This window comes from uncultured Methylobacterium sp., from assembly GCF_964242245.1.
GTDB lineage: Bacteria > Pseudomonadota > Alphaproteobacteria > Rhizobiales > Beijerinckiaceae > Methylobacterium.
In genome coordinates, this window is sequence record NZ_CAXTBY010000001.1 from 25,352 (window position 1) to 39,254 (window position 13,903).

The window sequence follows — 13,903 nt, forward strand, 5'->3', positions numbered from 1 at the left end:
CCGGCGTCTCAAGAACCGCAACGCCAAGCCGCAAGGAATCAGCCCTGGCGCTGCGCCTGGGTGACGGCCACGTGGATCAGCTCGGCTAGCGTGCGCACGCCGAGCTTCTGGCGCATCTGCGAGCAGGCATTGGTCACGGTCTTGTAGCTCACCGAGAGGTCGGCGGCGATGGCGCCGTAGGACTTGCCCTGGGCGAGGCGCGCGAGGATCTGCTGCTCGCGCGGGGTGAGCTGCGTCTCGGGGGCGCGCCGCGCGTCGGTGCGCAGCATCGCGACCTCGGTTGCCAGCCGCCGGTCGAGGTGGACCTCGCCGGCCCGGACCTTCTCGAACGCCTCGAACAGCTCCGCCGAGGCGTGATCCTTGAGCACGTAGCCGAGTGCGCCTGCCTCGAGCGCCCGGGCGACGATGACCGGATCGTTGTGCATGCTGAAGACGAGGATGCGCGTCTTGGGCTCGACCGCGCGCATGCGGCGGATCAACCCGAGGCCGGCCAGCCCGCTTCCCTGGAAGGTGAGGTCGCAGATCACGATCGGCGGCCGCAACCGGTGGAAGGCGCGGTAGCCGCCGACCACCGTCGTCGCCTCGGCGACCATCTCGACGCCGGCATCCTCCAGCACCCGGCGGCAGCCCTGGAGCACGATCGGGTGATCATCGATGACGAGGACCGGCATCCGCGTCTGCACGGCGACGGGCTTCACGGCGAGGGCATTCATGCGGACGGACCCGAACTTGACTCGTCGTCCCGATGGGGATCCACGGGAAGGATAATGCGGACAACGGCTCCGGGTCCGTGCTTGTCAAGCACGAATGTTCCATCCAATGCGCCGACGCGCTCGCGCATGCCCGACAGGCCGAGCCCGGTGCCGTGGTCGGGCGCGAAGCCGACGCCGTCGTCGCGCACCGCGACGTGCAGCGCGCCTTCGGCCTCGTGCGCCTCCGCCTCGACGTGGGCCGCGCGGCCGTGCCGCACCGCGTTGGTCATGCTCTCCTGGATGCAGCGGAAGACCGTGAGGTCGGCGAGATCGCCGTAGCCCCGCGCCAGCCCGTCGAACCGTCCGGTGAAGACGGTGCCGGGATGGCGGCGGCTGAAGTCGCGCAGCAGCAGGTCCAGGCACTCGGCCAGGGGAACCTGCCCGAGGGCGTGGGGGCGCAGACGGTTGAGGAGGTCGCGGTTGCGGGTCTGGACCTGCCCGATGATCGCGGCGATTTCCGAGGCGCGGGCGGCGAGCTTCTCGCGGTCGGGCTCCGCGGCCCCCGTCGCGATCCGCCCGACCGAGGCGGCGTTGGCTTCGAGGGCGAACAGGCAGGGACCGAACTCGTCGTGCAGTTCCAGCGCCGTGCGGCGGCGTTCATCGTCCTGCGCGGTCAGCAATTGCCGGTTGAGACGGCCGTTGGCTGCCCGGACCGCGCCGAGCGCCTCGGCGACTTGGTTGAAGCGGGCCGTGATCACCGTGAATTCCCGCGTGGCGGGTTGTGCGAGCCGCGCCGTGTAATCCTGCCGCTCGAACTGGGTCAGACCGTCCGCGAGGCGACCAAGCGGCGCGAGCACCCGGCCCAGCGCGAGGTAGAGGGCGGCCAGCATCGCCGCGTTGATGGAGAACGTCGTCAGCGACAGCGCGCGGGCATAGCCCCAGATCTCGTCGATCTCGTCCATCGGCTGCGTGGTGATCCGCGCGGTGCCGATGGTCCGGCCGGCGGCGATGATCGGCAGCACGTGCTGCTCGATCCGCGGCATGATCAGGTCGGCGAACCACGCCGGTGCGGCCTTCTCCTGATGCGGCCGGCCGAGGCCGTCGCCGACGGTGCTTCCATCGGTGTCCCGGACCGCTACGCGGACGTGGCGCAGCACCTGGAAGCGCAGGTCGAGGGTCTGGAGCAGGCGGTCGGTCGGGGCCGCCTCCAGCAGGCGGATCGTGTCGGCCACGAGCGACTCGACGGTCGCCAGCGACGCCCGGGTCTCGACCTTCACGGCGCTGCGGGCATTGAGCACGATCACGCCGCAGGAGATCACCGCGGCGAGCACGTCGATGGCGAGCACCACGGCGATGAGGCGCGCCCGCGTCGACCAGTCGTTCCAGAACCGGGCGGGACGGGCGACGGGCGACGCGGCGGGCGGGTCTCCGCCCTCGTCCGGTCTCGTCGGAGCGGTGATGGATCGGGCACTCACGCCCGCCAACGTGGCGAAGGCGGCCTACCTTGTCCATGCCGGTCTCGCAGCAGTGCTTCCCCCGCCGACATCGGGCGTGTTCCACCGCCGGGATCGTTCGACGCCGCGCGGCCGCCCGCTCTGCTCCCCTTCGATCGACGATCCACGCATCGGCGCGCCGATGCTACGTGTTGTTAAGGGCGGGTCGCTTAACTCAAAACTTCTCCAACGAAGCTGACGGGCCGTCAGGACAGAACCGCCCTCACGAATACCGGGTGACATCGTTGCGCCGTATTGCCGGTCATCAATCGAGATCGAAGCCTCGCTTCCGAACACGTGACCGGATCGAAGCGGCCGTGATGGGGAGATCGACCGCACCCGTCCTGCGTACCCGAAGAGCCCCCGTCCGATGATCGACCTCGCCCTCGACCCTTCCGAGACCCGCGTCCCCGCCGAAGCCGCACCCCGTCGGCGCGTCGGTCGCATCGTGGTCCTCGGCCTGCTCGGCCTTGCCGGGACCGGCGCGTTCGCGGTGGCGGCGAGCACGGTCCTGTCCGGACTCGCCGGCCCGCAGCGCGCGCCCGCCGCGATCCGGCAGGGGGCGGCGGATTGGCCCGACCTGAAGGACGGCCTGCCGGCCCTGGCGACCGGCAGCGTCCCTGCGGCGGTTCCGGCCGTCCGAGAGATCGTGACGGCACCGGCTGAGCCGGCACGCCTCGTCGCGATCCCGGCACGCGCCGACGCGGTCCCGTGGATCGATCCCGATACCCGGCGCGCCGAAGGACCGGCGGAGGCCGGGCACCCGACGACCGCCGCGGCCGCCAAACCCGGGGCGGTTCGAAGCAAGGACGCGGATCTGAACGCCGAACCGGAGGTGTCGGCGCAACGGCCGCCTCGACCGATGCCGAGCATCGTGCACGTCCCCGTGATCGGCCCGTCGCGTCAGGCGACGCTCGTCGCGCCCGTCCGCGCGGCGGCGCTCGCACCGCTTCCGGCGGAGACGGTGCGGGCTCGGACGACGGACCCCACCTTTGCCGCGCCGCCGGCCGAGCCGGCGAGGGTCAAGCCGCGAGCCGAGGCGCAGGCCAAGCGCAGTCCGGCCGAGAAGCCCGTCGCCGCCCGGACGGCGGCCGCGGAGACCAAGGCCGCGCCCGCCGAGACGGCCGACGAGGACGCCGAGGTGTTCGGCCTGAAGATCCCGTCGCTGGCGCCGGCAGGTCGCAAGATCCGCGAGAGCGTCGAGGCGCTGGGCGACGCGGTCAAAAGCCTGCCCGACCACTTCTGACACCGACGGGCCAGAGTTCGAGCCTCCGATCCGTCAGCCGAGCGTCACGGCACACTGCCGCTCATGCGGTCGCTCGCTCAGGCAGCAGCGTCGCGGGTCGCTGGGCGTGCCGTCCCGGAACGTAACGGGACACCTCGACTCCGATCCGTCAGGAGGAGGACAGGCTCCGGGGCCCGGCGGCTGGTCGCCCGAACTGCGCGTGGGCCGATCGCGTCATGGTGCTGCCGCCACGGTCCGACCACGGCATCGGCCGCCTTGAGCGCGTGGAACGCTGCTTCGCTCGGGCGTGCGAGGATCGTGGGGACGGCGCGGCGCCGGGACGAGACGGAGCGTGACGATCGCGCCGGCGGGGAACCATAACCTTGGCCGTGGGTTCCGTTCATGTCCCACTCAGCCCGGGTCGGGTTAGATCCCCGAAACGTTGGCTTTACAGGAGACCTTTCGTGCGCATTGCCCAGATTGCCCCGCTCTCGGAAGCCGTGCCGCCGAAGTTCTACGGCGGTACAGAGCGCGTCGTCAGCTGGATCACCGAGGAACTCGTCCGCCAGGGTCACGACGTCACCTTGTTCGCCAGTGGCGATTCCGAGACTTCGGCGAAGCTCGCGGCCTGCACGCCCGAGGGCCTGCGCCTGCTGGGCTATCGCGATCACACCGCGAGCCACCTCGCGATGCTGCATCAGGTCCATCGCCGGGCGCACGAGTTCGACGTGCTGCACTTCCACATCGATCTGCTGCAATACCCTATGTTCGAGGATCTGAACCACAAGTGCATCACGACGATGCACGGTCGCCTCGACGTGCCGGACTTCATGCCGGTCTACCGGACCTTCACCGGCATGCCGCTCGTGTCGATCTCCGACAACCAGCGCGAGCCGATGCCGCCCAACGTCAACTGGCTCTCGACCATCCATCACGGCCTGCCGTCGCAGAACTGCCCGTTCTACCCGGAGGCCAAGGGCGGCTACCTCGCCTTCCTCGGCCGCATCTCCCCCGAGAAGCGTCCCGACCGCGCGATCCAGATGGCGATCCGCTCCGGCGTCCCGCTCAAGATTGCCGCCAAGGTCGACAAGGCCGACAAGGATTACTGGGACGAGGTCATCGAGCCGATGATCCACCACCCGCTGATCGAGTACATCGGCGAGATCAACGAGGAGCAGAAGAAGGACTTTCTCGGCAACGCCCTGGCGCTGGCCTTCCCGATCGACTGGCCGGAGCCCTTCGGCCTCGTGATGATTGAGGCGATGTCGGCGGGCACGCCGGTGATCGCGTTCCGCAACGGCTCCGTGCCCGAGGTGATTGCCGACGGCGTCAGCGGCGTCCTGTGCGACAGCATGGACGACGCGGTCGCGGCCGTCCATACGGTCAAGACCATGAGCCGCGCGGGCGTGCGCCGCCACTTCGAGACCGCGTTCACCGCCGAGTGCATGGTCCGCAAGTACGTCGCCGCCTACGAGGAACTGCTCTCGGGCCGCAACACGGTGATCACCCTGCCGAAGGCGTCGGCCTTCACGCCGCATTACGGCGAGATGAACGGCTCGGCACGCCCCGCGATCTCGGTTGCCGCGATGCCCGCCTGACACCTTGCGAGAGGCCGGCCAAGCCTGAGCGGGCGCGGCCGGCCTTGCCGGAGGGGCCCGGCATCCCGCTTGCAGGGATGTTCGGGCCCCGTTCGGCGTCCTAGAAGCGCCGCACTCCCACGGTCACGAGGGCCGCCGCATCGCGCGAGAGCGATCCGGCGGCCCTTTCGATTCGCACTCCCGCAACTCGCATATCCGAACCCGGAGAAGCCCAGGCATGGCGGCGGAGAACACCACGGCGACGGCCGAGCCCGGCATGGAGGCGTCACAGCCAGTCCCGCAAGGATTTCGGGATGCCGACGCGGTGCTGCCGCAGTACCACATCGAGGCGCAGACCTCGCTGGTCGACCGTCCGCTGCGCTCGCTCAAGTTCGGCGAGGCGTTTGCCGTGCTCGACGCCTTCGGCGACATCGGCGTGCAGCCGGGGCCGGAGGGACTGTACTTCCAGGACACCCGCTTCCTGTCGCGCCTGCACTTCACCATCGAGGGCCAGCGCCCGCTGATGCTCTCCTCCGTGATGCAGGACGACAACGGGGCGCTGTCCGTCGACATGACGACGCCCGACATCCGCCTCGATGCCCAGGACGAGACGACGATCCCCCGCGAGCTCATCGCCATCGAGCGCACCAAGTTCCTGTTCCGGGGTGCCTGCTACGACCGGCTCGGCCTGCGCTCCTACGATTCGCGCCACCGGAGCCTGCGGGTCGAGGTGACGTTCGACGCCGATTACCGCGACCTGTTCGAGGTGCGCGGCACCGCCCGGACCCACCGCGGCAAGCGCGCCGTCCAGGTGGCGAGCGACCGGGAGGTGCAGTTCCGCTACGTCGGGCTCGACGAGATCGTGCGCACGACCGCCCTGCACTTCGGGCCGAAGCCGACGCTGATCGAGCCGGGCCGGGCCGTGTTCGAGGTGTCGCTGGCCCCCGAGGGCCGGGCCTCGCTGTTCATCCGCGTGGTCTGCGAATCGCACCGGGCCTTCATCAGCGCGCCCTCGGCCGAGCGGGTCGGCGAGGACGCCGCCGCCGCGCTCTCGCTTGCGTCGGGCAGCACGGCGGTGCGGCCGCCCAGGGGCCTCTACGAGGGCATGGTGTTCGCCCGCGCCTACCGCGACGCCCGCCGGGACCTCCGCGAACTCACCGCCGGCATCACCACGGTCATCTCCTCGAACGACCAGTTCAACGAGGCCGCCTGCCGCGCCACCGCCGACCTCTACATGCTGGCGAGCCGCACGCCCGAGGGCATCTACCCCTTCGCCGGCATCCCCTGGTACTCCACGGTGTTCGGCCGCGACGGCATCATCACCGCGATGATGGCGCTCTGGATCGACCCGAAATTCGCCAAGGGCGTGCTGCGCTACCTCGCCGTGACCCAGGCTCGGGCCGTCGATCCGGCGGCCGACGCGCAGCCCGGCAAGGTGCTGCACGAGACGCGGCGCGGCGAGATGGCGATGCTCGGCGAGGTGCCGTTCCGGCACTATTACGGCACCATCGACGGTACGCCGCTCTTCGTGTGGCTCGCCTGGGAGTACTACGCCGTCACCGGCGACCGCGAGACGATCACCCGGATCTGGCCGGCGCTCGAGCGCGCGCTCGCCTGGATGGACGCCTACGGCGACCGGGACGGGGACGGCTTCGTCGAGTACGAGCGCGACACCGAGGCGGGCCTCCAGAACCAGGGCTGGAAGGACAGCCACGATTCGATCTTCCACGCCGACGGGCAGCTCGCCAAGGGCCCGATCGCGCTGTGCGAGGTGCAGGGCTACGTCTACGCCGCCAAGACCGGCATGGCCAAGCTCGCGGCGATGCTCGGCTACGACGCCATGGCCGAGACGCTCACCACTCAAGCCGACGCGCTGCGCGAAAAGTTCGACGCGGCGTTCTGGAACGAGGAGATCGGCACCTACGCGCTCGCCCTCGACGGCGAGAAGCGGCCTTGCGCGGTGCGCTCGTCGAACGCCGGCCACGCCCTGTTCACCGGGATCGCCCGGCCGGAGCGGGCGGCGCGGGTGGCGCAGGGCCTCCTGTCGAAGGACGGCTTCAACGGCTGGGGCGTGCGGACGATCGCCCGGGGCGAGGCGCGCTACAACCCGATGTCGTACCACAACGGCTCGATCTGGCCGCACGACAACGCCATGATCGCCATGGGGCTCGCCCGCTACGACCTCAAGGCCGAGGCCGCGCGCATCTTCCAGGGCCTGTTCGAAACGGCGCTCTACCAGGACCAGAAGCGGCTGCCCGAACTGTTCTGCGGCTTCATGCGCCGCCGCCAGCGCGGCCCGGTCTCCTACCCGGTGGCCTGCGCTCCGCAGGCCTGGGCGGCGGCGACACCGTTCGCCCTGCTCTCGGCCTGCCTCGGGCTGGAACTCGACCATGCGCGCAACCGCATCCGGTTCCGCAAGCCGATCCTGCCCGCCTTCCTCGACGGCATCTCGATCTTCAACCTGAAGATCGGCGAAACCTGCGTCGACCTGCGCTTCCAGCGCTACGCGGACGACGTCACCGTCAGCGTCCTGCGCCGCGCGGGCGACGGGCAGGTGTCGGTGCTCAAGTAGTCGGCCCTCGGCTGGATAAGGAGGGCGGGCGCGTGCGATCCGAAACCGCTGCCTCGCCGCCTGATCCGCATGCGACCACGCCCCTCGCGATTGCCCGGGCGCTGATCCGCTGCCCCTCCGTGACGCCGGAGGAGGGTGGGGCGCTCGCGCTGATCGACGGTCTGCTCACGCGGGCCGGGTTCTCCGTCGCGCGCCCGATCTTCGCGGAGGCGGACACCCCCGACGTCGAGAACCTGTTCGCCCGGATCGGCACCCGCCCCCCGTGCCTGCTGCTGGCCGGGCACACCGATGTGGTGCCGCCGGGCGAGACGGCATGGCGGCACGGGCCGTTCGACGGCGCGGTCGCCGACGGGATGCTCTACGGGCGCGGCGCGGTCGACATGAAGGGCGGCATCGCCTGCATGCTTGCCGCCGCCCTCGCTTTCCTCGACGCCAGCGGCCCGGACTTCTCAGGCTCGATCGCCTTCCTGATCACCGGCGACGAGGAGGGTCCGGCGGTCAACGGCACGGTGAAGCTCCTCGACTGGGCGCGGGCGCGGGGCGAGCGCTTCGACCACTGCCTGCTCGGCGAGCCGACGAACCCGAACACCTTGGGCGAGATGATCAAGATCGGGCGGCGCGGCTCGCTCACGGGCCGGCTGACGGTTCACGGCCGGCAGGGCCACGTCGCCTACCCGCACCGGGCGGAGAACCCGATCCCGGGGATGCTGCGCCTCGCCGGGGCGCTCGCGGCCGAGCCCCTCGACGACGGCACCGCGCACTTCGACGCCTCGAACCTCGAATTCACGACGATCGACGTGGGCAACGCCGCGACCAACGTGATCCCGGCGGATGCACGCGCCGTGTTCAACGTCCGCTTCAACGAGGGCTGGAATGCCGAGACGCTCGGCGCCGAGATCCGCCGCCGGCTGGCAAAGGCCGCCGGCAACGCGGTGCGCTACACCCTCGACCTCGCGCCGTCGAACGCGCCGGCCTTCCTCACCCGTCCCGACGCCTTCGTCGACCTCGTCTCGGACGCGATCGAGGCCGAGACCGGCCGGCGGCCGAAGCTCTCGACCACGGGCGGCACCTCCGACGCGCGGTTCATCAAGGATTCCTGCCCGGTGATCGAGTTCGGCCTCGTCGGCGAGACCATGCACCAAGCCGACGAGTGCGTTTCGGTGGCCGACCTCGATCGGCTGACCGCGATCTACCGGCGGATGCTCGACGCCTACTTCTCCGAAGCCAGCCAGACCGGCGGCCCCGCGGCCGGGTAATCCACCCCGACGAGGCAGAGCCCGCAGGCCGGCGCCATCGGGCCGCAGCGGCTGCGGTCGCGCGCGGCCAGGATGTCGGCGACCCCGGCCGCGTCGAGGCGCCCGCTTCCGGCGAGCATCAGCGTGCCGACCATGCTGCGGACCTGATGGTGCAGGAACGAGCGGGCATCGGTCTCGACCACGATCTCCGCCATCGCGCCCATGTCCTTCCGCACCACGTCGAGCCGGTCGAGCGTCCGCACCGGGCTCTTCGCCTGACACTCGGCGGCGCGGAACGCGGTGAAGTCGTGCAGGCCGACGAGGCCCTGCGCCGCGTCGTGCATCGCCGCCGCGTCCAGCGCCCAGGGCACGTGCCAGACCTGGGCGCGGGTGAGCGCGGCGGGGCTGCGCCGGTCGAGGATGCGGTAGCGGTAGTGCCGCCGGATCGCCCAATGCCGGGCGTTGAAGGCCGGATCGGCCAGATCCGCCGACAGGATCGATACCGGCACCCGGCGCAGGTACGCGTTCAGCGCGTCGCGCACGGTGTCGGTGCGCCAGTCCTTCGTCAGGTCGAGATGGGCGACCTGATGGGTCGCGTGCACGCCCGCATCGGTGCGGCCCGCGCAGGTGAGCGTGCGCACCTCGCCCGAGAAGCCGAGCACCGCCCGCTCGATCGCGCCCTGCACGCTCGGATCGTCGGTCTGCCGCTGCCAGCCGCGGAACGGGGCGCCGTCGTACTCGATGACGAGCTTGTAGCGCGGCATCAGCGGGCACGCCCGGTGCGCCTCATGCCAACCGCGCTCCGGGCGTGAGCCGCGTCCCGCGCAGGAACTCGCCGCCCGACGCCGCACCGGCCTTGCCCGCCCGACGAATCTCCAGGAGCCGCACCGCACCAGCTGCGCAGGCGACCGAGCCCTCCGTGTCGATCAGGGTTCCAGGCTCGCCCGAACCGTCCGCGCCGCGCGCGTGCAAAACCTTCACCCGCTCCCGGCCCTTGCCGAGGTCGATCTCGAAGAACGCGCCGGGGAAGGGGCTGAGGCCGTTGATCCGGGCCGCGACCGCGGCCGCCGGCTGCGCCCAGTCGATGCGGGCCTCGTCGTTGGTGATCTTCCGCGCATACAGCACGCCGACCTCGGCCTGCGGCACGAAGGCGAGGGTGCCTGCTTCCAGCGCCCTCAGCGCCCTGCCCATCAGGTCGGCGCCCACCGGCATCAGCGCATCGTGCAGGTCCCCTGCCGTCATCCCCGGGCGGAGCGCGACGCGTGCCTCCATCGCCACCGGGCCGGTGTCGAGGCCGGCCTCCATGCGCATCACGCCGACGCCGCTCTCGGCGTCGCCCGCCATCACCGCCCGCTGGATCGGCGCGGCCCCGCGCCAGCGCGGCAGCAGCGAGCCGTGCAGGTTGAGGCAGCCGTGCCGCGGCAGGTCGAGGATCGCTTGCGGGAGGAGAAGCCCGTAGGCGACCACGACGGCGACGTCGGCCGCGTGCCCGGCGAAGGTTTCGGCGGCCTCCGGATCGCGCAAGGTGGCCGGCGTCAGCACCGGCGCGCCGAGGCGGTCGGCCTGCGCGTGGACGGGGGAGGGCCGGAGCGTCAGGCCGCGGCCGGCCCTGGCCGGGGCGCGGGTGTAGACGGCCGCGATGTCGTGGCCGTCCGCCGCCAGCCGCGCGAGCGTCGGCACCGCGAAGTCCGGGGTGCCCATGAAGACGACGCGCATCGGCCCGCCTATGCTGCGTCGCGCTTGGCCGCCTTGGCGAACTTCTTGGTGATGCGGTCGCGCTTCAGCTTCGACAGGTGGTCGATGAACAGCACGCCGTCGAGGTGGTCGATCTCGTGCTGGATGCAGGTGGCGAGCAGGCCCGAGGCCTCGATCTCCTGGACCGCGCCGTCGAGCTCGCGGAACCGCACCCGCACCCGGTCCGGCCGCTCGACCTCGCCGTAGTACTCGGGGATCGACAGGCAGCCCTCGTCGTAGACCCGCGTCTCCTCCGACGCCCAGACGATTTCGGGATCGAGGAAGACCTGGGGCCGGCGCACGCCCTCCTCCTTCGAGGTGTCGATGGTGACCATGCGCGTCGGCACGCCGATCTGGATCGCCGCCAGCCCGACGCCGGGAGCGTCGTACATCGTCTCCAGCATGTCGGCGGCGAGCGTGCGGACGCCCTTCGTCACGGGGCCGACCGGCTCGGAACGCTGGCGCAGGCGCACGTCGGGCAGGATCACGAGAGGGCGGATTGCCATGGTTCGACCGGGAGACGCGGTAGGATTTCGGCCGGCATAAGATGCGTCGGATGGACGGTCAAATGCGGCGCCGGCCCGCTCGGACGGCGCGTTCAGAACGCCGTGCGGCTGCGGATCGCGGCGGTGAGCGTGCCCTCGTCGAGGTAGTCGAGTTCGCCCCCGACGGGCACGCCGTGGGCCAGCCGCGTGACCTTCAGGCCGAGGTCCCTGATCGAATCGGTGACGTAGTGGGCCGTGGTCTGGCCGTCGACGGTGGCGTTGAGCGCGAGGATCACCTCGGTCACCGCCGGGTCGGCGGCGCGCTCGACGAGGCGCGCGATGTTGAGGTGTTCCGGCCGAACCCCGTCCAGCGCCGAGAGCACGCCGCCGAGCACGTGGTAGCGCGCCTGCACGGCGCCCGAGCGCTCCAGGGCCCAAAGGTCGGACACGTCCTCCACCACCACCAGCGTCGTCGGATCGCGCGCGGCGTCGCGGCAGATCGTGCAGGGGTCGCAGGTATCGACGTTGCCGCAATCGCCGCACACGACGATGCGCTCGACGGCGACCCGCATCGCTTCGGCGAGGGGCCCGAGCAGGGTGTCGCGCTTCTTGATGAGCTGCAGCGCGGCCCGCCGCGCCGAGCGGGGACCGAGGCCCGGCATCCGGGCGAGCAGCTGGATCAGGCGCTCGATCTCCGGACCGGCGACGGCTTGCGGCATGGTCTGTCCGATTACCCTTCGGGATGTCTGGAGGCCCTGCGATAGCCCTGTTCGGCGCAAGGACGAAGCCGGCCCCATGCATCGCATATAGGCATCCGGCCGCGCAGGGTCCCGCGCCTGCGCCGCCGCGTCGCCGGGAAACCGGCCATCGCTCCCGTGGGGCTCGGCTCGGGCGCGATGGTCCCCATCCGGTGGGCGGACGCGGGCTCGGCGCCTGACAAAGCCGCCTCCGCGTTCCAGTCCCGGCGGGCGGTCCAGCTTGACGGCAAAACCTTGCCGCCTATCCAGAACGGATCGGGAGCGGTGAACCAGCGCGCGGCGGTCCTGCACGACCGCGCGGACGCTCCCGCGCGCCGGGCCTTATGGAGGTCCGGGCCGGACGGCGCGCGCAGGCGCCCGGGAGAGACGACCTTGAGCAACATCGGTGCGTTCAACGAAACCCACGGAGCGGAGGCGATCGGCCTGCGCGACCTGAAGGCGGTCTACTGGAATCTCGAGGCGCCGAGCCTTTACGAGGCATCTCTGACGCGCGGCGAGGCGCGGCTTGCCCGCGGCGGCGCGCTGGTGGCCACCACCGGCAGCCACACCGGCCGCTCGCCCAAGGACAAGTTCGTGGTGCGCGACGCGTCGACCGAGACCGAGGTCTGGTGGGCCAACAACGGCGCGATCACGCCCGAGCAGTTCGCCGCGCTGCTCGCCGACTTCCAGGCCCACGCCGCCGGCCGCGAACTGTTCGCGCAGGACCTCTACGGCGGTGCCGATCCGGCCCATCGGGTCAAGGCGCGGGTGTTTTCCGAGTTCGCGTGGCACGCGCTGTTCATCCGCAACCTGCTGATCCGGCCGGCGCGCGCCGAGATCGCGGCCTACGTCCCCGACATGACGATCATCGACCTGCCGAGCTTTGAAGCCGACCCCGCCCGCCACGGCTGCCGCTCCAAGACCGTGATCGCGATCGATTTTTCGCGGAAGATCGTGCTGATCGGCGGCTCCGCCTATGCCGGCGAGATGAAGAAGTCGGTCTTCACCTACCTGAACTACATCCTGCCGGGGCGGGGCGTGATGCCGATGCACTGCTCGGCCAACGCCGCGCTCGACACCGAGGGCGGCTCGGCGATCTTCTTCGGGCTGTCGGGCACCGGCAAGACCACGCTGTCGAACGACGCATCGCGAAAGCTGCTCGGCGACGATGAGCACGGCTGGAGCCCGGAGGGGATCTTCAACTTCGAGGGCGGCTGCTACGCCAAGACCATCCGGCTCTCGCGCAACGCCGAGCCCGAGATCTACGCCACCACCGAGCGCTTCGGCACGGTGATGGAGAACGTGGTCGTCGATCCGGTGACCCGCGTGCCGGACTTCGACGACGCCTCGCTCACCGAGAACGGGCGCTGCGCCTACCCCCTCGACTTCATCCCCAATGCGAGCGCGACGGGGCGTGCCGGCCACCCGAGGACCATCGTCATGCTGACCTGCGACGCGTTCGGGGTGATGCCGCCGATCGCCAAGCTCACCGGCGCGGAGGCGATGTATCACTTCCTGTCCGGCTACACCGCCAAGGTCGCGGGCACCGAGCGTGGCCTGACGGGGCCGGAGGCGACGTTCTCGACCTGCTTCGGCGCGCCGTTCATGCCGCGCCATCCGAGCGTCTACGGCAACCTGCTGCGCGACCTCATCGCCCGGCACAGCGTCGATTGCTGGCTCGTCAACACCGGCTGGACCGGGGGCGGCGTCGGCACCGGCCGGCGCATGCCGATCCGGGTCACCCGCCGGCTGCTCGTGGCCGCGCTCGACGGCTCGCTGTCGCGGACCGAGTTCCGCCGCGACCCGTACTTCGGCTTCGCCGTCCCGGTCTCGGTGCCCGGCGTCGAGCCGCACATCCTCCAGCCGGTGAAGACGTGGTCGAACAAGGCGCAGTTCACCGAGACGGCGACGCGGCTGGTCGCCATGTTCAAGGAGAACTTCAAGCGCTTCGAGGCGCACGTCGACGCCGACGTGCGCGCGGCCGAGCCGAACGCGCAGGCGATGGCGGCCTGAGCGGGCCGGCATCCCCCCGGCTGTCGCGACGGTGGCCAGTAAAGCCCAAAGAGTCACTGCGAGGCCCCCTCTTCCCAGGGGGAGGGGATTGGGGTGAGGGGCGTGACCTCTCCGGCGCGTTCTCATCCCTCACCCTGCTC

Annotated in this window: 11 protein-coding genes; 5 read left to right on the top strand and 6 right to left on the bottom strand. The window is 71.0% G+C overall.

Annotation, left to right across the window (positions count from 1 at the left end; genetic code table 11):
- Positions 1 to 38: 38 nt before the first annotated feature.
- Both ACFE8Y_RS00115 and ACFE8Y_RS00120 read right to left on the bottom strand, forming a co-directional pair.
- On the bottom strand, positions 39 to 713 hold the full coding sequence (locus ACFE8Y_RS00115) for a response regulator (protein ID WP_375462343.1): 675 nt from the start codon (positions 711 to 713) through the stop codon (positions 39 to 41).
- Positions 710 to 2,167, bottom strand: a complete 1,458-nt coding sequence (locus ACFE8Y_RS00120; RefSeq protein ID WP_375462344.1) for an ATP-binding protein — start codon at positions 2,165 to 2,167, stop codon at positions 710 to 712. The genes ACFE8Y_RS00115 and ACFE8Y_RS00120 overlap by 4 nt, the downstream gene beginning before the upstream one ends.
- A 388-nt stretch (positions 2,168 to 2,555) precedes the next feature.
- Between ACFE8Y_RS00120 and ACFE8Y_RS00125 the strand changes: the two genes are divergently transcribed.
- From ACFE8Y_RS00125 to dapE, 4 genes are all read left to right on the top strand, one after another.
- Positions 2,556 to 3,431, top strand: coding sequence for a hypothetical protein (locus ACFE8Y_RS00125; protein ID WP_375462345.1), 876 nt, complete (start codon positions 2,556 to 2,558; stop codon positions 3,429 to 3,431).
- A gap of 443 nt (positions 3,432 to 3,874) precedes the next feature.
- The gene (locus ACFE8Y_RS00130; RefSeq protein WP_375462346.1) at positions 3,875 to 5,008 is read left to right on the top strand and encodes a glycosyltransferase family 4 protein; all 1,134 of its coding nucleotides are present in this window, start codon (positions 3,875 to 3,877) and stop codon (positions 5,006 to 5,008) included.
- 256 nt (positions 5,009 to 5,264) lie between these two features.
- Positions 5,265 to 7,559: a glycogen debranching N-terminal domain-containing protein gene (locus tag ACFE8Y_RS00135; protein WP_375462437.1), complete on the top strand. Its 2,295-nt coding sequence runs from the start codon at positions 5,265 to 5,267 to the stop codon at positions 7,557 to 7,559.
- Positions 7,560 to 7,591: 32 nt separating this feature from the next.
- Positions 7,592 to 8,815: a succinyl-diaminopimelate desuccinylase gene (gene dapE, locus ACFE8Y_RS00140; RefSeq protein WP_375462347.1), complete on the top strand. Its 1,224-nt coding sequence runs from the start codon at positions 7,592 to 7,594 to the stop codon at positions 8,813 to 8,815.
- On the opposite strand, the gene truA is transcribed toward dapE, so the two are convergent.
- The 4 genes from truA to recR form a co-directional block, all read right to left on the bottom strand.
- A complete protein-coding gene (gene truA, locus ACFE8Y_RS00145) occupies positions 8,770 to 9,558 on the bottom strand; it encodes a tRNA pseudouridine(38-40) synthase TruA (RefSeq protein WP_375462348.1) in 789 nt (262 codons plus the stop codon). The genes dapE and truA overlap by 46 nt on opposite strands.
- A 22-nt stretch (positions 9,559 to 9,580) precedes the next feature.
- Positions 9,581 to 10,510 (bottom strand): methionyl-tRNA formyltransferase, encoded by a 930-nt coding sequence (fmt, locus tag ACFE8Y_RS00150; RefSeq protein ID WP_375462349.1) that lies wholly within the window; start codon positions 10,508 to 10,510, stop codon positions 9,581 to 9,583.
- Positions 10,511 to 10,518: 8 nt separating this feature from the next.
- Positions 10,519 to 11,034, bottom strand: coding sequence for a peptide deformylase (gene def / locus ACFE8Y_RS00155; protein ID WP_375462350.1), 516 nt, complete (start codon positions 11,032 to 11,034; stop codon positions 10,519 to 10,521).
- Positions 11,035 to 11,126: 92 nt separating this feature from the next.
- Positions 11,127 to 11,732: a recombination mediator RecR gene (gene recR, locus ACFE8Y_RS00160; RefSeq protein ID WP_375462351.1), complete on the bottom strand. Its 606-nt coding sequence runs from the start codon at positions 11,730 to 11,732 to the stop codon at positions 11,127 to 11,129.
- A gap of 411 nt (positions 11,733 to 12,143) precedes the next feature.
- On the opposite strand from recR, the gene ACFE8Y_RS00165 reads away from it, so the two are divergent.
- Complete coding sequence (locus ACFE8Y_RS00165) at positions 12,144 to 13,763, top strand: phosphoenolpyruvate carboxykinase (RefSeq protein ID WP_375462352.1); 1,620 nt, start codon at positions 12,144 to 12,146, stop codon at positions 13,761 to 13,763.
- Positions 13,764 to 13,903 lie beyond the last annotated feature (140 nt).

What these genes read in the sequence shown, in the direction of transcription:
- ACFE8Y_RS00135 (WP_375462437.1), top strand. Translation starts at nt 5,265, where the DNA reads ATGGAGGCGTCACAGCCAGTCCCGCAAGGATTTCGGGATGCCGACGCG.
- def (WP_375462350.1), bottom strand. Translation starts at nt 11,034, where the DNA reads ATGGCAATCCGCCCTCTCGTGATCCTGCCCGACGTGCGCCTGCGCCAG.
- ACFE8Y_RS00115 (WP_375462343.1), bottom strand. Translation starts at nt 713, where the DNA reads ATGAATGCCCTCGCCGTGAAGCCCGTCGCCGTGCAGACGCGGATGCCG.
- ACFE8Y_RS00125 (WP_375462345.1), top strand. Translation starts at nt 2,556, where the DNA reads ATGATCGACCTCGCCCTCGACCCTTCCGAGACCCGCGTCCCCGCCGAA.
- truA (WP_375462348.1), bottom strand. Translation starts at nt 9,558, where the DNA reads ATGCCGCGCTACAAGCTCGTCATCGAGTACGACGGCGCCCCGTTCCGC.
- recR (WP_375462351.1), bottom strand. Translation starts at nt 11,732, where the DNA reads ATGCCGCAAGCCGTCGCCGGTCCGGAGATCGAGCGCCTGATCCAGCTG.
- fmt (WP_375462349.1), bottom strand. Translation starts at nt 10,510, where the DNA reads ATGCGCGTCGTCTTCATGGGCACCCCGGACTTCGCGGTGCCGACGCTC.